Source organism: Paenibacillus glycinis (assembly GCF_009909185.1).
Classification (GTDB): Bacteria; Bacillota; Bacilli; order Paenibacillales; family Paenibacillaceae; genus Paenibacillus_Z; species Paenibacillus_Z glycinis.
This window is the reverse complement of sequence record NZ_JAAAMV010000018.1, coordinates 23,480-41,272: the sequence shown is the minus strand read 5'-3', so window position 1 is coordinate 41,272 and position 17,793 is coordinate 23,480. Positions and strand designations below refer to the sequence as shown.

Below are 17,793 nucleotides of genomic sequence, written 5' to 3'. Positions count from 1 at the left end.
TTCCCGGAAAAGGAGCCCGCGGATCATGGTCATGTCACGCTCTGAATCCCATCAGCGTCAAAAAAAGCAGCGCTCCAAGCGACTGCGCAGGCTCGTCGTCATTAACGGCATCCTGCTGCTGCTCATCGGCGCCGCAGCGGTCGCATATCTCGTCCAGCGCGGAGGCGGAGGCGATAAATTGGACGCGCCGTCTAACGGTAACGGCACTACGGCGCAAGACGGCGCCGGGAACGGCGGAGGAGATGCTCCGCCCGCGCCGGAGGGCGACGCCGGCTCCGTGCCGGATGCCCCGTCGGAAAACGCCGGCGCTTCGAATAATGGCGGCGCGGACGGCGCGACGAACGGCGGAACGGACGAGGGCAATGCCGGCGGCGGAACCGCCGGGGATGCGCCGGTCAACGCGCCTGCCGATACGCCGACCGATGCGCCGGCCGGCGCTTCGCCCGGGGCGGATGCCGGCACCGGTGCAGCCGGCGGCCAGAGCGGCAGCGATTCGTCGCAAGGGTCGGCCGGGAACGGCGGAATTGCCGGTCCCGGAGAGGACACGGCCGATCTATCCTTTACCGGGGATATCCTGCTGGCGGCGTCGGTCGAGAAGCTGATGCTCAAGAACGGGTACGACTATCCTTACGCGAAGGTCCGGAATTTCCTGCAGCTGTCGGACGTGACGGCGGCGAACCTGGAGACGCCCGTCACGCTTCGCGGCACGCCGGCGCCCGACAAGCAGTACGTGTACAAATCCTCGCCGGACGCGCTGCCCGCGCTGGTGGATTCCGGCATCGACGTGGTCAACCTGGCGAACAACCACACGCTGGATCAGGGCGAAGAAGGCTTGCTGGACACGATCGATTACTTGAACAAGGCCAAGATGCCGAACATGGGGGCGGGCAAGGACGATACCGAGGCGTTCAAGCCGGTGATCAAGGAAGCGAACGGCATCCGGATCGCTTATCTCGGCCTGACCCGCGTCGTTCCCGTCGGCTCTTGGAAGGCGGGCAAGGACCATCCCGGATTGGCGGAGTCGTACGATCCGACAAGGGCCGTCGCCGCGATCAAGAAAGCGAAGGAAGAAGCGGACGTCGTCGTCGTCATGGTTCATTGGGGCACCGAGCTCGCGGATAAGCCCAATGCGGATCAGACGCGGCTCGGGCACGCGTACATCGATGCCGGGGCCGATCTGGTCGTCGGCAGCCATCCGCACGTGCTGCAGGGCTTCGAGGCGTACAAAGGCAAATGGATCGCCTACAGCCTGGGCAATTTTATTTTCAGCGGCATGCCGGATAAGCGAACGGCCGATACGGGCATTCTGGACGCCGCTTGCGATGCCGGCGGGACGTGCTCGCTCCTGCTGCATCCGATGCGCGCCGTTCAATCGCAGCCCGCTCCGCTCGAGGGCGCGGAAGCCGCCGCGCTGTTGAAACGGATATCGGGCATTTCCATCCATGCGTCGATCGATTCGAACGGTCGCGTTCAAATGAAGGAGTGAGTTCGTTGTTAAATCCTTGCGTTGCCCACCGGGGCGCTTCCGGCCTTGCGCCGGAGAATACGATGGCGGCATTCAGGGCGGCACTCGATTTTCCGTTCGTGCAGTGGATCGAGCTGGACGTCCAGCTGTCCAAGGACGGCATTCCGGTCGTCATTCATGACGATTCGCTGAGACGAACGGCGAACTCGGGGGGGCGGGTCGGCGATTATACGGCCGAGGAGCTGGGTCGGCTGGACGCCGGCGGCTGGTTCGGCAAGTCTTTCAAGGGAGAAGGCATTCCGACGCTCGAACAGGTGCTGGATGCGACGATCGGCCGCTGCCGGCTCAATATCGAACTGAAAACTTACGGCGGCCGATATCCGGGCATGGAACGGAAGGTCGTCGAGCTCCTGTACGGCAAAGGGCTGCAGCATGACTCCGTCATCACCTCCTTCGATCGGGAGGCGCTTCGCCGGGTGAGGGAGCTGACGCCGGAAGTGCGGACCGGACTTATCATCGACGCGCTCCCTTGGACGCTGACCGACGAGCTGAAGCAAATGGGCGCCACGTTCCTGTCCATCGGGTACACGCGCGTCTCCGAAAAGCTGCTTGCGGACATGAAGCGGGCGAACATCGCCGTCATGGCGTGGACGGTCAACGACACGCCGATGATCAAACGGTTGGCGGCACTCAGCGAAACGCTGATGATTTGCACGAATTATCCGAACCGCTTCCTGGAGGCGGCCCAATCGAAGGCATAAGCCGCGGCTCCGGTCCGCGAAGCGAAAAAGACGCATAGCGCGGCGCGGCCGCGACTATGCGTCTCGTTGTGTTGAGGTATTTGCGATGAAAGCGCGGAAAGCGCGCGGATTCGGTCGGGCTTCGCGGGACGCTAAAACGCCGGTTCGTCCCGGTAATGCTCGCGTATGCCCAGCAGCGCGGGCAGCTGCTCGAAGAAGACGTCGACGATGCGCGGATCGAAATGCCGGCCGCGTTCCTCGCGGAACAGCGCGAGAATGGGTTCCAGGGCCCAGGCTTTCTTGTAGATCCGGTCGCTGCCGAGCGCGTCGAATACGTCGGCGACCGCGGTAATGCGGCCGTACAGGTGGATCTCCTCTTCCTTCAGGCCTCGCGGATAGCCGGTCCCGTTCCATTTCTCGTGATGCTGGTATGCGACGATCGCCGCCGCTTTGAGCAATTCGCGGCCGGAGGACTTGAGCAGCTGGTAGCCGACTACCGTATGCTGCTTCATTTGATCGAATTCTTCGGGCGTCAGCTTGCCCGGCTTGAGCAGCACGGCGTCCGGAATGGCGACCTTCCCGATATCGTGCATGGGCGAGACCATGCGCAGCAGCTTCGCTTCCTTGGGGGGCAGGCCGAGCCCGAGCGCGAGGACGGCGGAATATTCGGCGACGCGTTTGACGTGGTTGCCGGTTTCCTTGGAACGGCTCTCGCCGATCTGCCCCATCGTGAATATGATTTCGCGCTGCGTCGATTCGATTTCCTCGTGCAGGATGACGGATTCCAGCGATTTGCCGGCGTAGGCCGCGGCCAGCTTGAGCTGCTCGAGGTCCCGCCGCGAAAACGCGCCCTGCGGAGTCAGCTTGTTGATGGCCTGGTAAGCGCCGATGATCACGCCGTCGTTGTCGACGAACGGCACGGTGATGATGGACTTCGTCCGATAGCCGGTCTGCCGGTCGGATGCGGCATTGAAACGCGGGTCCTCGTAGGCGTCGTCGATCAGCAGGCTTTCGCCCGTCGTGATGGAATGGCCGGCGAAACCCGATCCGACGGGCATGCGGATTTCATTCGCGCCGTGGGCGATCACGCTGAACAGCTCCTGCTCGGCATGGTCGATGAGCCAAACGGTGCACCGGTCGGCGACGACCATCTCGCGGCCCATGTCGGCCATGAGCAGCAGCACGTTTCGCAGCCTGCGTTCGACGCTTATTTTCGCGGTATAGTCAAAAATGATGCGCAGCAGTTCCTCCGGCGTTCGCTCCTGCGGAAGGGCGTTTTCGGCATCGCCGTTTTGCATCGGTTCATTCATGGACTGACGACACTCCTAACGTCTGGCGGCTGCGGGCAGCACGCTCCGACAGCGATGCGATTCGAGAAGGAGTTCAACGCGGATAGGGCAAAATCCTGCTTGAATCGAGTGGAATAGACAAAATTCGACATTTTAACGGTCGGATGAACGAATCGCAATGAAAATAGCAGGATGGGGGAAACGCGGATGGAATGGTGGATGAGGGCGGGAGCGGGTTTAGCGGGAAGCGTCTTGATCGCGGGAGCCGCTTATCGGGCGAGGTCGCTCTCCGGCACGGGCGCAGTGTCGGCCGCGGTCATGGGAACGGGCTACGTGGCGCTTGGCGGTTCGTTGTGGTTCGGGACGCTGCTGGCGTTCTTCCTGTCGTCGACGCTCTGGTCCAAATGGAAGAAGCGTCACGCGCGGAAGGAAGCGGCCGAGGCGAATTACGCCAAGACCGGCAGGCGCGACGCCATGCAAGTCTGGGCGAACGGCGGTCTTGGGCTGCTCTTGTGCGCGGGTCATGCCGCATGGCCGGGAAACGGTTGGATCTACGCGTTCTCCGGCGTCATGGCCGCGGTCAACGCGGATACGTGGGCGACGGAGATCGGCGCGCTCAGCCGCCGGCTTCCTCGCTCGCTGCTTACAGGCCGCCGCGTATCGGCCGGAACGAGCGGGGGCGTCACGGCGCTCGGCAGCGCAGCCGCTCTGGCCGGCGCCGCCTTTATCGGCGCGGCAGCCGCGGCGCTCGCGCCGGCGGGCATCCCGCTCGGCCCGCTGCTCGCAGCAACGGTCATCGCGGGCACGGCCGGCGCCTTCGCCGATTCCTTGCTCGGCGCAACGGCGCAGGCCATGTACCGCTGCCCCGCATGCGGCAGCGAGACGGAGCGCGCCCGGCACTGCGGCGTCGCCGCCGCGCGTATCCGCGGCTTCGCCGTCATGACGAACGACGCGGTTAATTTCGCATCCTCGGCCGTTGCCGGCTTGCTGGCGTGGGGCATCGGCTGCGCCTTGGCTTAGGCGGGCTCCTTGCCGCCTCGGCTTTGCCGGCAGGGCATGGAGATGCCCGCGCCAGCGGCATCGCCGCGCAGCCGTGCCGCTGCCTTAGCCCGGCGCCCAGCCGTCCAGCAAAGCACCGGCAGCCTTCGGCCCGGCACCCCGCCGTCCGCGGCGACGTCCCCCTCTCCGCCGCCATTAACCGGTCGCTCCAACAACCGATTCGCGTACCTCCGCCAATTCTAGCAATCCCCCGAGTAGGCCATTTCCATAATTTCACCTATGTAAAAGCATACGTATGCAGGTTGACAGGGGGGACGATAGCCTAGTATTCTAACTCTAATAGAAAAAATTTACAAATAGTTTTCTTTTTTTGAAAGCGAATTCATAGGACGGAAGCGGAAGGGAATGACCGATCGTGACGAACGTGCCGGCGGAATCGCCGAATGCGCAGCCTTTGCTGCAGGCAGTCAACGTCAAGAAGGTATTCGGACGCGGCGACAATGCTGTAACCGCTGTCAAGAATATTGACCTCAACATACGTCAAGGCTCCATGATCGCGCTGAAAGGACGGTCCGGCTCGGGGAAGACGACGTTGCTCAATCTGCTGGCCGCGCTCGATCAGCCGACGGAGGGCCGGGTTTTTTATGAAGGGCGGGTCATCTCGGAACTGCCGGAGAAACAGCGGAGCACATGGCGCAGAACGAATCTGGGCCTCGTTTTTCAAGCCTTCGGCTTGATTCCGCTCATGTCGGCGTACGAGAACGTGGAGTTCGGGCTGCGCATCGCCGGCAGCGATCCCGCGCTGCATAAGGAGCGGGCGGAGCAGGCGCTGGAATGGGTGGGCATGAAAGGGCGGATGAAGCACCGTCCGCCGGAGCTATCCGGCGGGGAGCAGCAGCGCGTCGCGATCGCGCGGGCGATCGCCCACCGGCCGGCGCTCCTGCTCGCGGACGAGCCCACCGCCGAGCTGGACAGCCGCATGGGACTGCAGGTGATCAAAGTATTTCGCGACCTCGTCGAAGACCTCGGCATGACGATCGTCATGACGACGCATGACCCCGGCATTATGGAAATTGTCGATCACGTTATTGCACTGGAGGATGGAGAGATTGTCGTTGAACCCAACGTCTAGACGCCGCCCCAAGCGGCTTGCGAAACAAGCTGCCGCCGCGATGGTTGCCGCAGCCCTGCTGTCCGGCTGTTCCCTGCTGCCGGCGAAGGAAACGACGCTGCAGCCGCCGCTGATCAAGCCTGCGGCCGAGAAGGTGGATGCCGTCGAGGTGAAGAAAGGAACGATCGAGCGTTATTTCTCCGGCACGGCCGTCGTCGCGTCCAGCCATGCGGTGCCGCTGTTCTATAAGGAGAGCGGCCGTCTCAAGGAGCTGCACGTCTCGCAGGGCGACGAAGTCAAAGCAGGACAGCTCGTCGCGGAGCTCGACAGGGGCGACCTGGACCTGCGCGTGCAGCTGGAGAAGCTGAACCTGGAGCGGGCGCAGATCGTGCTGAACGGCGCCAAGAAGGACGGCGTCACGGGAACCGATCTCCGCATGAAAGAAATCGACGTGGAACGCGAGCAGGTCACGCTCGAATCCATGATGCAGCAGCTCGAATCCGCCAAGCTCGTCGCGCCGATAAGCGGCGTTATTTCCTATGCGGATACGAAATCGGCCGGGGACGGCATCAACGGCTACACGCCGCTCGTCGTGATCGCGGATCCGACTCAGACGCGACTCGTGTACGCGGCGGAGGATGTCAAGCAGATCTCGGGCATCGAGCGCGAAATGCCGGTCGAGGTGACCATTGACGGGAAGAAGACGGCGGGCAAGGTGCTGCAGGGTCCGCTGGATGCGCCGCTCACCGGCAACAAAGACATCGACGACCGCAATACGAAGCTGCTCTACGTCGGCGTCACGGATCCGTCCGTCAAGCTGGAGCTGGGCAAATCGATCGATATCCGCATCGGGCTCGAGAAGAAGAGCGACGTCATCGTCATTCCGCGAAGCGGCCTGCGCACGTACCTCGGGCGCACGTACGTTCAGGTGGCAGACGGCGACCGCCGCAAGGAAATCGACGTGGAGCCGGGGCTCATGACGCAGACGGACGTCGAGATCGTGAAGGGATTAGACGCGGGCATGAAAGTCATATTGAACAACTAATTCCGGCGGATCGGTGAGAAGAGGTGAAACGATGGCATTATGGACGATGATTTTTCGGAAAATGGCGAAAAACCGCTGGCTTCAGCTTAATTTATGGTTCGGCCTCACGTTATGCGTCGCGCTGTTCAGCTCCATGCCGCTGTATTCGCACGCGATATTGCAGCGCACGCTGTTCAAGGAGCTGCAGCAGCTGCAGAAGGATCAAAATATTTATCCCGGCCTGATTCGCGCCACGACGTCCGTATCGGGCGGACGCGCCTTCGACACGACGCATTCGCTCATTCAGAAGGCGGACAGCTACATGGCTGGAGCGCCGAAGCGCATGGGCCTTGCCGTGCAGTCGTATATCGTGACGCGTAGCACGCAATCGTTCCGAATCCTGCCTGCGGACGCGTCGGACAAAGAGAAGAAGGATATGACGGTGTCCGGAAGCTTCCGCACCGTATCGGATCTCGACAAGCACGTGAAAGTGATCGACGGGCGCCTTCCGGATCCGAATCGCGGCGACGGGGTATACGAAGCGGTCGTGACGCAGAAATTCATCATTGATCTGAAGCGCGATCTCGGCAGCGAGTTGGTGTATACGAACAAGGACACGGGCAATACGATCCGCATCGTGCCGGTCGGCATCGTGGAGTCGAATTCCGCCAACGCGTACGATCAATTCAGCGTCGAATCGAACAACTCGTCCTTCTATATTCCGTTCGAGCAGTTCAATCACGACTTCGTGGACAATCAGGGTCCCCTCAATCTCTCGCTGCTGACCTGGCAATATTCGCTCGACTACAGCCAGATGAACATCGACCGCATCGATACGTACTTGTCGCAGTTCAACGCCATGAACAATTATTTCAATACGCGCATCGGCATCGGCAACGCGGACATGCCGGCCAAGACGCCGATCGCGACCTATACGGAGAAGAAAGAAAAGCTGGACCTGATGCTGTGGTCGCTGTACTCGCCGGTCATGTTCATGCTCGCGTTCTACCTCTACATGGCGGCCAACCTGATCATCGACCGGCAGAAGACGGAGATCTCGGTGCTGCGAAGCCGCGGCGCGAGCCGGCTTCAAATCATGACCGTGTTTCTGATCGAGAGCGTCATTCTCGGTGCGCTGGCGCTTGCCGCGGGGCCGTTCGTCGGCGTGTATTTCACGAAATTATTGGGCGCTTCCAGCGGGTTCCTGGAGTTCGTGCAGCGCGCGTCGCTTGACGTCGTCCTGAACAGCACCTCTTACAAGATCGCCGCCGCCGCGATCGCCGGCTCCATCGTGCTCATCCTCATCCCGGCCCTGCTGGCGACGCGGGTGACGATCGTCGGGCATAAGCAGCGGATGGCGCGTCTCACCAAATTATCGTTCTGGCACTTGATCTGCGCGGATTTCATCCTGCTTGCGGGGTCGCTGTACGGACTTTACAAGCTGAAGTCGCAGCTGAACGGCTTGAAGGCGCTCGCCCTGGATCCGACCTCGATCCGGGTGGATCCGCTTATCTTCTTCATGCCGCCGCTCTTCTCGCTTGGCGCGGGGCTGCTCGTCCTGCGCGTCTATCCGTGGTTCATCAAGCTCGTATTCTGGATCGGCCGCAAATGGTGGACGCCGGCGCTCTATTCCACCCTGCTGCAGATCAGCCGTTCTTCTTCGCAATATTTGACCATCAAAGTGTTTCTGATCATGACCGTCGCCACCGGATTGTTCAGCGCGAACGCGGCGAGGACGATCAACGGGAACATGGAGGACCGTATCCAATACATGACCGGCTCGGATATCCAGCTCTCCGTTCATTGGGACAACGACAAACCGCCTCCTCCGCCGCCGGGCGCGCCGGGTCCGCAAGAGTCGGATCCGGCGGCCGCGGCGCCGAAGGTCGTCACCTATACCGAACCGTCGTTCATCACGATGACCGAGCTGGACGGCGTGGACTCGGCCGCGCGCGTCTTCCGCAAGGACAACGCGAGCTTCTCCGCGGGCGGACAGAACGGGGCAACGACCTTGTACGGGATCGATCCGTACGATTTCGGCAAAGTGACCTGGATGCGCGGCGGCTTGCTGCAGTATCCGTTGAACAGCTACTTGAACCTGATCTCGACCAACCCGAAGGCGGTGCTCGTCTCGCGCTCGATGGCGAAGCAGTACGGCGTCAAGGCCGGCGACACGATAGCCGCGAAATGGGAAGGACTCGACAGCGCCGATTTCCTCGTCTACGGCATCATCGATTATTGGCCGGGCTGGAGCCCGCTTCCGGTATCGGGCGACAAGGACGATCCCGACGTCCGGCTGCCGAACCTCATCGTGGGCCAGCTGCCGTACATCCAGAATCATCTGGCGCTCGAACCGTACGAGGTATGGGTCAAGTTGAAGGCCGGAGCCGGCAGCAAGGTCGTATACGATGACCTGATCAAGAAGGATATTCCGATCGAGAACCTCGTCGATGCCAACCAGCTGCTGATCCGCTCCAAGAACGATCCGTTCCGGCTCGCGATCAACGGCGTCATGACGCTGGGCTTCGTCATTTCGATGCTGATCAGCTTTTTCGGTTTCCTGCTGTTCTGGGTGCTCACGCTGTCGGGCAGGACGCTGCAATTCGGCATCCTCCGGGCGATGGGCATCTCCTTCAGGCAAATCATCGGCATGCTCCTAAGCGAGCAGGTGCTCACCTCGGCGGCCGCCATCCTGTTCGGGGTCGTCATCGGCAATGCCGTCAGCAGCCTGTTCGTGCCGTTATTCCAGTTGTCGTTCAGCGCGACGGACCAGGTGCCGCCGTTCGAGATCGTCCGGCAGCTGAGCGATTACGTGCAGCTTTACGGCGTCGTCGGCTTCATGCTGTTGACCGGGCTGGCCGTGCTCGGCATCCGGGTCTCGCGGATGAAGATCACGCAGGCGCTGAAGCTAGGGGAGGAATAAACGATGATCCATTGCGACGGACTCGTGAAAATTTACAAGACCGACGACCTGGAGGTCGTTGCCCTGCAGGGCTTGGACCTGCACGTGGAGGACGGCGAGCTGATGGCCATCATCGGCAACAGCGGCAGCGGCAAATCGACGCTGCTCAATATGCTCGGCGGGCTTGACCGGCCCTCCGCGGGCAAGCTGATCGTGGATGACAAGGACCTGCTGAAGTTTACGGAGCGCGACCTGGTCAACTATAAGCGCGAAACCGTCGGCTTCGTCTGGCAGAGCAACGCGCGCAACCTGATTCCGTATTTGACGGCGCTGGAAAACGTGGAGCTTCCGCTGCTGCTGAAAGGCCGCGGCAAGCGGCTCCGGGCGCTGGAGCTGCTGGACGCGGTCGGACTGAGCCACCGCATGAAGAACCGGCTCAGCGAGCTCTCCGGCGGCGAGCAGCAGCGCGTGGCGATCGCCATCGCGCTGGCGAACGAGCCGAAGCTGCTGCTGGCGGACGAACCGACCGGCTCGCTGGACACCCGGATGTCCAATCAGATCCTCGACTTGTTCCGCGAGCTCAACCGGAGCATCGGCATCACGATCGTCATCGTCACGCATGATCCGCTGCTCGCGAGGAAGGTCGACCGCGTCGTGGCGATTCGCGACGGCAAGACGTCCTCGGAGATCATCCGGCGCCAGTCGTACGCGGAGGAGCTTGCCGCGCTCGAGAGCGGGGCGGTCATCGAGGAGGAGAGCCACGTGGAATATGCCGTCATCGATAAAGCGGGGCGCATGCAGATTCCTTCGTCCTACCTGCAGGCGGACGAGTTCAAGGAGAAGAACAAAGTGCGCGTGGAGAAAGAAGAAGGACGGATTATCATTTATCCGCCTGAAACCTGACCTTGAAGCGAAACGATCGCGGAGCTGTCCGGACCGGCCAAGCAAACGAACCAAACGCACACCATGCCGCTTTCCTGCCAAGGGAGGCGGTTTTATATTGAAAGGCCATAGATACGGAACAGCGGCAGCGTATGCGCGGGAGAACGGAGACAAATCGGCTTAATTCATAGTTTACGGGTAGGAATTATGGTTGTATAATGAACTCAATATTCATTTCACGAGGAGGAAGCCTGTCATGCCGAAAGCGATTATTATATCCGGAAGCCCGAATCCGGTTTCCCGTTTGAACGGTATCCTGCAGTACGCGGAAGAGAAGCTGGCTTCGCTCGGCTGGGACATCGTTTCCCTGCACGTGGCGTCGTTGCCCGCGGAAGACTTGATCGGCGCCCGCTTCGACAGCCCCGCGATCGCCGAAGCAAGCCGGCTCGTGGCGGAAGCCGACGCCGTGATCATCGCAAGCCCCGTCTACAAAGCTTCGTACACGGGCGTGCTGAAAACCTTCCTCGACTTGCTGCCGCAGAAGGGACTCTACGGCAAAATCGTGCTGCCGTTGTTTATCGGGGGCACGCTCGCGCATCTGCTCGCGCTTGATTTCTCGCTAAAGCCGCTGTTGTCCGCGCTTTACGCCAAACATGTGGAGCCGGGCGTCTACGCGGTGGATTCGCAAATTCTGAAGACCGACGACGGCGGTTACGTGCTCGACGAGGAGCTGGGGCAGCGCTTGAACGCCGCGGTTGCATCGTTCGTGGAGACGACGCTGCTGCTGAAGCAGCCCGCGGGTACGTTGAACATTTGACGCCGCGCGCGGACCGGACGGCTGCGGCCGTTTCGTCCGCCGGTTTGCAGACATATCGTATCGGCTAGATGGACGCTTTCAACTGAATAGCCGCATAACAAAAGCAGCGGGTACCCCGGAGAACGATCCGGGACCCGCTGCTTTTGCGTTTCATAGAGCTTATTTCGTCAGCTGTTCCATTTGCTCGATCAGGCTTTCGAAGACGCTCATCGCTTCTTCGATCGGCGCAGGCGAGGACATGTCGACGCCCGCTTTTTTGAGGATGTTGATGGAGTAGTCGCTGCCTCCGCTCTTCAGGAAGCCGAGGTAGCGTTCCACCGCCGGCGCGCCCTCCTCGAGGATTTGCTTGGAGAAGCTGGTCGCGGCGGAGAAGCCCGTCGCGTACTTGAAGACATAGAAGCTGGTATAGAAATGCGGGATGCGCGCCCATTCCATCTCGATGTCCTTGTCGATGACCATCCCGTCGCCGTAGTACAGCTTGTTGAGGTCGTAGTAGATTTTGCTGAAATCCTGCGGCGTCAAGGATTCGCCTTCCTCGGCGCGCTCATGGATGAGCTTCTCGAATTCCGCGAACATCGTCTGACGGAACACCGTCGTGCGGAATTGATCGGCGTAGTAGGTAAGCAGGTACATTTTCTCTTTGGGATCGGTCGACTTCTTCAGCATGTAATCCATCAGCAGCGCTTCGTTCAGCGTCGAGGCGACCTCGGCCAGGAAGATCGTATACTGCGCGTCGCGGTAATCCTGATTGCCGTCGGAGTAGTAGGAATGCAGCGCGTGGCCCATCTCGTGCGTGAGCGTGAACATGCTGTTCAGGTTGTCCTTATGGTTCAGCAGCACGTACGGATGCGTGCCGTAAGCGCCCCAGCTGTAGGCGCCGCTGCGTTTGCCTTCGTTCTCGTAGACGTCGATCCAGCTCTTGTCGAAGCCGTCCTGCAGCACGTCGAGATAGTCCTCGCCGAGCGGCTTGAGGCTCTCTTTTACCGTTTCCTTCGCCTGGTCGTACGTGATGTCCATCTTGAATTCGTCCACCAGCGGGGCGAACAGGTCGTACATATGCAGCTCGTCGACCTTCAGCAGCTTCTTGCGCAGCTCCATGTAACGGTGCATGAGCGGGAGATGCTTGTGGATCGTGCCGATGAGGTTCGTGTAGACCTCTTTCGGGATGTTGTCGCCGTAGAGCGACATCTCGAGCGTGGACGGATACTTGCGCGCGCGGGCATAGAAAATGTTTTTCGTCACGTTCGCGCTCAGCGTGGAGGCGATCGTGTTCTTCAGCTTGCCGTACGTCTCGTACATCGCCTTGAACGCGCCTTCGCGAACCTCGCGGTTTTTGCTTTCGAGAAACTGTATGTAGCGGCCTTGGGTCAGCTCGACTTCTTCGCCGTTCTCGTCCTTCACTTTCGGGAATTTGAGATCGGCGTTGTTCAGCATGCTGAATATCGTGCCCGGCGCTTGGCTGACGTTGCCGACCTGCGCAAGCAGCGCTTCTTCCGATTTGGAGAGCACGTGCGCTTTTTGGCGGCGCATCTCTTCCAGCGTTTGGCGGTATTTCGCGAGGTCCGGATTCTCGATCAGCGCGTTCAGGGCATCGTCCGAGAGACCGAGCACTTCCGGCGTAATGAAGGAGAGCGCTTCGCCCGTCTCGACGCTCAGCTTCTTGGATTTCTCCGAGAGCGCCTGGAAGGCCGGCTCGGCCGTATCTTCGTGATGCTTCATGTTGGCGAATACGTAGAGACGCTCGACTTTAAGGGAAAGATCGTCCTCGAGCTGGAAGCAGGCTTTCAGTTGGCCCGGGTCGGACAGCTTGCCTTGATAGGCCTCGACGCTTTTCATTTGTTCTTTCGCCTGCGCGTATTCCTTGTCCCATGCGGATTGATCCGCGAATAAGTCCTCGAGCTTCCAGCGGTGTTCGGGTGCGGTCTCGGAACGTTTCGGTACGTGGTTCATAGGAACCCTCCTCGCCTCGGTTTTGGATGGTGCTGCGGTTAATGCGGCATGGGAAGCTTGCGGGAGCAAGCGGTCCGCGCTGCCTTGGAGCAGAGAGAACGATAGAACGATCGGCAGCCATTTCATGCCGGAGGTCACGCTCCTTTGACAGAATGTGCCTCTTAGTGTGACCCGGCTGCCGGCTCGTTATGACCCCATGGTCGCCAAACTGTAAACGACCAGGAAAAACGCAAAGGCGATAAAGACGATTGCCGCGATGGCAAGTCCTCTGCGCAGGTTCGGGGGAATGTTGTTTCGCTGCATAAGAATGACGCCGCCCAGCGAAAAAGCCGCGATGATGAAAATAATCGTAGATGTCTTATCCACCTGACTTGAGCTCCCCTCCGCACAACCTATGCATGCTTACATACGGTTATGTTCGCTAAACCGGCTCCGTTTTCCTGCTTCTGGACGGATCGTGCCGGTCACACGCCGCGGAAGCCCTCCATGATGGCCGCGCGCTCCTCTTCCTTGCCCGCGAAATCCTCCGCTCGGAAACGGTTCTCCGCCCAATGCAGCATTTCCGGCCGGCTGACGAACGTGTGGCATTCCTCGCCCCATTGGTCGGAGATTTCCCGCACGATCAGCGTCTTGCCCTGTACCTCCACGGTAAGCATGTTGTATTTATCGGTTTTATAAATTTGGACTTTCTTAAACATAAGACCATCCCTTCGAGATAAAGCGTGTGTATCCTCCAATGATAGCCAAAATGCGGGGTAGAAATCAAATCGGCGCCATGCTAAAATATGGAAATCGGACGGGCGGATGGCATTTCCCCGGCCGGTCGCAAGCGAGACGAGCCAGGTTTTTGAGACGAGACGAGATGAGACGAGGAGAGATGTGCATGAATGAACGTTACGAGCAGCTCGGAGTGGCCGTTACGTGCCGCAGCTTCGAGGAGTACGCGCGGATGTTCGATTTGGAGGTAAGCCGGTTGGGCGGGCGCATTCTGGATATCGCGGGCGGAGCGTCTTCCTTCACCGCGGAAGCGGTAGCGCGCGGGTTGGACGCCTGCGCCGTGGATCCCAGGTACGCTTTGGAACACGAGGCATTGATCCGGGAAGCCGGCGAAGAGATCGAAGCCTCGACGGCCAAGCTGGATAAGCTGCGCGACAAGTTCGATTTCAGCTATTACGGCAGCCTGGAGCGTCATCGCGCGAACCGCGAAGCTTCGCTGCGGCGGTTTGCCGGTCATTACGGGGACCCGGCGGAGCGGCAGAGGCGCTATGCGGCGGGAAGTCTGCCGCGGCTGCCATTCGAGGACGGCAGGTTCGATACCGTCCTGTGCAGTCACTTTCTGTTTTTGTACGAGGAGCAATTCGATTACGGCTTTCACCGCGACGCCGTGCTGGAGATGATGCGCGTCTGCAAGACGGGCGGCACGCTGCGGATCTATCCCGTCATGTCGCTTGGCTGGACGCCGTATGCCTCCATGGAGGAGCTGCTCGATGCGATTCGCGCCCGGGGAGGAGCGCCCGGATTTTATGCGTCCAAGCTGCCGTTTATACCCGGATCAGAGCTTGGCCTTTTTGTCAACCTTTAATTGCAAATCCCGCCCTCTAGGTATATAATGGAGGAAGCCGCCGGTGAACGGCGCTCATTTTTAGGAGGTTGTTACATTGAAAGGAACAGTAAAATGGTTTAACGCAGAGAAAGGCTACGGCTTCATTCAAGTTGAGAACGGAGAAGACGTGTTCGTTCACTACTCCGCGATTCAAGGCGATGGCTTCAAGTCTTTGGACGAAGGTCAATCCGTCGAATTCGATATCACGCAAGGCAACCGCGGACCTCAAGCCGCTAACGTTATCAAATTGTAAGATCGGTGCTTCCAACGGGAAGCTTCTTATAATGGAGTAATGGAATAGATAGCAAGCCGAACGAATTACCCGACACCCGCTGTCGGGTTTTTTCTTGTGGCGGTCGGCCAGCGAAGGCCGCTTCGCGATGGGGAGGTCGGTTCGATAAGCCGGGCATCGGGCGATGGGGCCTTGACGACTTTCACCTCAGAATTTGCGGCCTGAACGTATACGCGGATTGAAATGCGCAGCCCGGCAGAGCACAGGGGGAACAAGTTTTCGCGCTGGATTTACATTCTATGAAATGGTACATTAGTGGATGGAGGTTTTGAGACGTGAACCATTACTTCATATGGGATGATCGGCTTGGAATCTCGCTGCCGGCGCTTCATCAAGCATGGGACCGGTTCAGCGAAGCGGAACGGACGTACATCGTCGCGAGGTGGGAAGACATCCGCGGGACGATACCGGACCGGGTACTCGCTTTCGAACGCATCATTAACGTGAAGCAGGCGGAGCTCTTCGAGGAAGAAGACTTCGAGGTTTCCTGCGGCATTAATTCCGACATTGCGGAGTTGGCCAGCCGGATCAACGATCTGCATATCTGGTACCGCATTAACCAAGAGATCGAGAATAAGCGCCATTCATGAGCACGGAGTGGAATAAAGGAGGGCGCCGAATGATGAAAACGTCAGCAAAGACCCGCCAAGTGCCCAAAACACCCGTTACCCTCATGTATAGGGTATACAAATATGTGTTGCCGGAGGTCCGCGCGGAGCTGGCCCGGCTTCGAGTCATCGCCGAGCGCATCCCGGACGACGAATTGCGCGTGCAGGCGCTCGCAAGCATGACGAGCAAGCAGTTCCACTGCGAGGGCGGAGGCATATACGCCGCCGCCAATTTGAATAGCAGGCATATTCTCGTTCCGCTGATCGTCTGCCTGCAGACGATCAGCGATTATCTGGATAACCTGTGCGACAGGAGCACGTCGCTGGACGCCGGCGATTTCCGCCTGCTCCATCAATCCATGCTCGATGCCGTGGATCCCGAAGCGCCGCTGCAGGACTATTACGCGCTGCGGGCGGAGCGGGAAGACGGCGGCTACCTGCATGAGCTCGTTCGTACCTGCCAGGCGTGCGTCAGCCTGCTGCCTTCGTACAAGTCCGTGCAGCCGCTCGTTTCCGAACTCGTCGGCTTATACGGCGATCTGCAGGTGTACAAGCATATTGCCAAGGACAAGCGCGAACCGGCGCTGCTGCAATGGTGGGAGAAGCATCGGCATGCCGTGCCGCAGCTGCAGTGGAACGAGTTCGCGGCCGCAACCGGGTCGACCTTGGGGATGTTCATGCTGTTTCTCGCCGCTTCGGACGAGGACTGCACGCCGGAAGATGCGCTCCGCATCCGCAGCGCTTATTTTCCGCATGTTTGCGGGCTGCACATCATGCTCGATTACTTGATTGATCAGGAAGAAGATCGAATCGGCGGCGATTTGAACTTCTGCAATTATTATACGAATCAAAGCCAGCTGATCGAACGGATCGGCGCCATCGTCGAAGGGGCCCGCAAGGACGTCGGCAGATTGCCCGTTCCGAGATTTCATCGCATGGTGATCGAAGGGTTGATCGCGCTTTATTTGTCCGATCCGAAGGTGATCGGACAAGAAGACGTTCGGCTCGTGTCCAAGCGGCTGATGCGCAGAAGTCCGTTAACGCGGTTGTTTTTCTGGGGGAACAGCGTCATGATCCGCAAACGACAATCTTCGAACTGAATCAATAGCATGCCTAGATAAAAAATAGAGGAGTGAGTGGAATGTCAGCAGTAAAATCGATTGCCGTCCTAACGAGTGGTGGAGATTCGCAGGGCATGAACGCCGCGGTCCGCGCCGTCGTCCGCAGCGCGTTGTACCACGGGCTGGAAGTGTACGGCGTCCAGCGCGGCTACCAGGGCCTGCTTAACGACGACCTGCGCCAAATGGATCTTCGCAGCGTCGGCGACATCATCCAGCGCGGGGGCACCATCCTGCAAACGGCGCGCTGCAAAGAGTTTCTGACCCCGGAAGGCCAGCAGAAAGGCGCGGAAGTGCTGCGCGAGCGCGGCATCGACGGCCTGGTCGTCATCGGCGGCGACGGCTCTTACCAAGGCGCGAACAAGCTCTCCAAGCTCGGCATCAAAACGATGGGACTGCCGGGCACGATCGATAACGACATTCCATTCACCGACTACACGATCGGGTTCGATACGGCCGTCAGCATCGTCGTCGACGCGATCAATAAGCTGCGCGACACGATGACGTCGCACGAGCGTTCGTCCGTCGTCGAGGTAATGGGCCGCCACTGCGGCGATATCGCGCTGTATGCCGGACTTGCCAGCGGCGCGGAGACGATCATCGTGCCGGAAGTGCCGTTCGATCTCGACACGGTCGCGAACCGGATGAAAGAAAACTTCGCGTCCGGCAAACGGCACAGCATCATCGTCGTCGCCGAAGGCGCAAGCACGGGAGAGGAAATCGGCCACGGCATCATGACGCGCTGCGGCATGGAACCGCGCGTAACCGTGCTCGGGCATATTCAGCGCGGCGGCTCCCCGACGCACAAGGACCGGGTGCTGGCGAGCCAGCTCGGCGATTTCGCGGTTCGCAAGCTGATGGAAGGCGATTCCGGCAAAGCGTGCGGCATCATCAACGGCGAGCTGGTCGTGACGGACATCGATAAAGTCGTCAACACGAAGAAGCCGTTCAACATGGAATTGTACAACCTGGCGCTTCGGTTGTCGCAATAAT

Annotated in this window: 18 protein-coding genes; 13 read left to right on the top strand and 5 right to left on the bottom strand. The window is 60.0% G+C overall.

Annotated features, from left to right (window positions below; all coding sequences use genetic code 11):
* Positions 1-25 precede the first annotated feature (25 nt).
* Positions 26-1,486, top strand: a complete 1,461-nt coding sequence (locus GT019_RS19470; protein ID WP_161744862.1) for a CapA family protein — start codon at positions 26-28, stop codon at positions 1,484-1,486.
* 5 nt (positions 1,487-1,491) lie between these two features.
* A complete protein-coding gene (locus tag GT019_RS19465; protein ID WP_161744861.1) occupies positions 1,492-2,226 on the top strand; it encodes a glycerophosphodiester phosphodiesterase in 735 nt (244 codons plus the stop codon).
* A gap of 131 nt (positions 2,227-2,357) precedes the next feature.
* On the opposite strand, the gene GT019_RS19460 is transcribed toward GT019_RS19465, so the two are convergent.
* Complete coding sequence (locus GT019_RS19460; protein WP_201755472.1) at positions 2,358-3,515, bottom strand: HD domain-containing phosphohydrolase; 1,158 nt, start codon at positions 3,513-3,515, stop codon at positions 2,358-2,360.
* Between the two features lie 186 nt (positions 3,516-3,701).
* Between GT019_RS19460 and GT019_RS19455 the strand changes: the two genes are divergently transcribed.
* Positions 3,702-4,514 (top strand): DUF92 domain-containing protein, encoded by an 813-nt coding sequence (locus GT019_RS19455; protein WP_161744860.1) that lies wholly within the window; start codon positions 3,702-3,704, stop codon positions 4,512-4,514.
* Here GT019_RS19455 and GT019_RS19450 read toward each other — a convergent pair.
* Positions 4,511-4,708, bottom strand: a complete 198-nt coding sequence (locus GT019_RS19450; protein WP_161744859.1) for a hypothetical protein — start codon at positions 4,706-4,708, stop codon at positions 4,511-4,513. The genes GT019_RS19455 and GT019_RS19450 overlap by 4 nt on opposite strands.
* Before the next feature lie 209 nt (positions 4,709-4,917).
* Between GT019_RS19450 and GT019_RS19445 the strand changes: the two genes are divergently transcribed.
* The 5 genes from GT019_RS19445 to ssuE all read left to right on the top strand — a co-directional run bounded on the left by GT019_RS19445 (position 4,918) and on the right by ssuE (position 11,229).
* On the top strand, positions 4,918-5,625 hold the full coding sequence (locus GT019_RS19445; RefSeq protein WP_161744952.1) for an ABC transporter ATP-binding protein: 708 nt from the start codon (positions 4,918-4,920) through the stop codon (positions 5,623-5,625).
* Positions 5,609-6,649, top strand: coding sequence for an efflux RND transporter periplasmic adaptor subunit (locus tag GT019_RS19440; RefSeq protein WP_161744858.1), 1,041 nt, complete (start codon positions 5,609-5,611; stop codon positions 6,647-6,649). Before GT019_RS19445 ends, GT019_RS19440 begins: the two co-directional genes overlap by 17 nt.
* A 31-nt stretch (positions 6,650-6,680) precedes the next feature.
* Positions 6,681-9,551, top strand: a complete 2,871-nt coding sequence (locus GT019_RS19435) for an ABC transporter permease (protein WP_161744857.1) — start codon at positions 6,681-6,683, stop codon at positions 9,549-9,551.
* Between the two features lie 3 nt (positions 9,552-9,554).
* Positions 9,555-10,433: an ABC transporter ATP-binding protein gene (locus tag GT019_RS19430; RefSeq protein WP_161744856.1), complete on the top strand. Its 879-nt coding sequence runs from the start codon at positions 9,555-9,557 to the stop codon at positions 10,431-10,433.
* A gap of 235 nt (positions 10,434-10,668) precedes the next feature.
* A complete protein-coding gene (gene ssuE / locus GT019_RS19425; RefSeq protein WP_161744855.1) occupies positions 10,669-11,229 on the top strand; it encodes an NADPH-dependent FMN reductase in 561 nt (186 codons plus the stop codon).
* A gap of 159 nt (positions 11,230-11,388) precedes the next feature.
* Here the strand turns inward: ssuE and pepF are convergent, their stop codons facing one another.
* The 3 genes from pepF to GT019_RS19410 form a co-directional block, all read right to left on the bottom strand.
* Positions 11,389-13,179 (bottom strand): oligoendopeptidase F, encoded by a 1,791-nt coding sequence (pepF, locus tag GT019_RS19420; RefSeq protein WP_161744854.1) that lies wholly within the window; start codon positions 13,177-13,179, stop codon positions 11,389-11,391.
* Positions 13,180-13,365: 186 nt separating this feature from the next.
* On the bottom strand, positions 13,366-13,545 hold the full coding sequence (locus GT019_RS19415) for a hypothetical protein (protein ID WP_161744853.1): 180 nt from the start codon (positions 13,543-13,545) through the stop codon (positions 13,366-13,368).
* 98 nt (positions 13,546-13,643) lie between these two features.
* Positions 13,644-13,877 (bottom strand): hypothetical protein, encoded by a 234-nt coding sequence (locus GT019_RS19410; RefSeq protein WP_161744852.1) that lies wholly within the window; start codon positions 13,875-13,877, stop codon positions 13,644-13,646.
* A 185-nt stretch (positions 13,878-14,062) separates the two neighbouring features.
* Here GT019_RS19410 and GT019_RS19405 point away from each other — a divergent pair, with 185 nt between their 5' ends.
* From GT019_RS19405 to pfkA, 5 genes are all read left to right on the top strand, one after another.
* Complete coding sequence (locus tag GT019_RS19405; protein ID WP_235948694.1) at positions 14,063-14,761, top strand: class I SAM-dependent methyltransferase; 699 nt, start codon at positions 14,063-14,065, stop codon at positions 14,759-14,761.
* 76 nt (positions 14,762-14,837) lie between these two features.
* Positions 14,838-15,035, top strand: coding sequence for a cold shock domain-containing protein (locus GT019_RS19400; protein WP_161744850.1), 198 nt, complete (start codon positions 14,838-14,840; stop codon positions 15,033-15,035).
* A 314-nt stretch (positions 15,036-15,349) separates the two neighbouring features.
* Positions 15,350-15,664, top strand: a complete 315-nt coding sequence (locus GT019_RS19395) for a hypothetical protein (protein WP_161744849.1) — start codon at positions 15,350-15,352, stop codon at positions 15,662-15,664.
* Between the two features lie 32 nt (positions 15,665-15,696).
* Positions 15,697-16,782 carry a tetraprenyl-beta-curcumene synthase family protein gene (locus tag GT019_RS19390; RefSeq protein WP_161744848.1) on the top strand — a complete coding sequence of 362 codons (1,086 nt, stop codon included), beginning with the start codon at positions 15,697-15,699 and terminating at the stop codon, positions 16,780-16,782.
* A gap of 41 nt (positions 16,783-16,823) precedes the next feature.
* Entirely contained in the window at positions 16,824-17,792 is a 969-nt protein-coding gene (gene pfkA, locus GT019_RS19385) for a 6-phosphofructokinase (protein ID WP_161744847.1), read from the top strand.
* The last annotated feature ends 1 nt before the right edge of the window (position 17,793 follow it).

Excerpts from the sequence above, each read along its gene's own strand:
- GT019_RS19470 (WP_161744862.1), top strand. The coding sequence starts at position 26 with ATGGTCATGTCACGCTCTGAATCCCATCAGCGTCAAAAAAAGCAGCGC.
- GT019_RS19460 (WP_201755472.1), bottom strand. The coding sequence starts at position 3,515 with ATGAATGAACCGATGCAAAACGGCGATGCCGAAAACGCCCTTCCGCAG.
- GT019_RS19455 (WP_161744860.1), top strand. The coding sequence starts at position 3,702 with ATGGAATGGTGGATGAGGGCGGGAGCGGGTTTAGCGGGAAGCGTCTTG.
- GT019_RS19435 (WP_161744857.1), top strand. The coding sequence starts at position 6,681 with ATGGCATTATGGACGATGATTTTTCGGAAAATGGCGAAAAACCGCTGG.
- GT019_RS19430 (WP_161744856.1), top strand. The coding sequence starts at position 9,555 with ATGATCCATTGCGACGGACTCGTGAAAATTTACAAGACCGACGACCTG.
- ssuE (WP_161744855.1), top strand. The coding sequence starts at position 10,669 with ATGCCGAAAGCGATTATTATATCCGGAAGCCCGAATCCGGTTTCCCGT.
- pepF (WP_161744854.1), bottom strand. The coding sequence starts at position 13,179 with ATGAACCACGTACCGAAACGTTCCGAGACCGCACCCGAACACCGCTGG.
- GT019_RS19410 (WP_161744852.1), bottom strand. The coding sequence starts at position 13,877 with ATGTTTAAGAAAGTCCAAATTTATAAAACCGATAAATACAACATGCTT.
- GT019_RS19405 (WP_235948694.1), top strand. The coding sequence starts at position 14,063 with ATGAATGAACGTTACGAGCAGCTCGGAGTGGCCGTTACGTGCCGCAGC.
- GT019_RS19390 (WP_161744848.1), top strand. The coding sequence starts at position 15,697 with ATGAAAACGTCAGCAAAGACCCGCCAAGTGCCCAAAACACCCGTTACC.
- pfkA (WP_161744847.1), top strand. The coding sequence starts at position 16,824 with ATGTCAGCAGTAAAATCGATTGCCGTCCTAACGAGTGGTGGAGATTCG.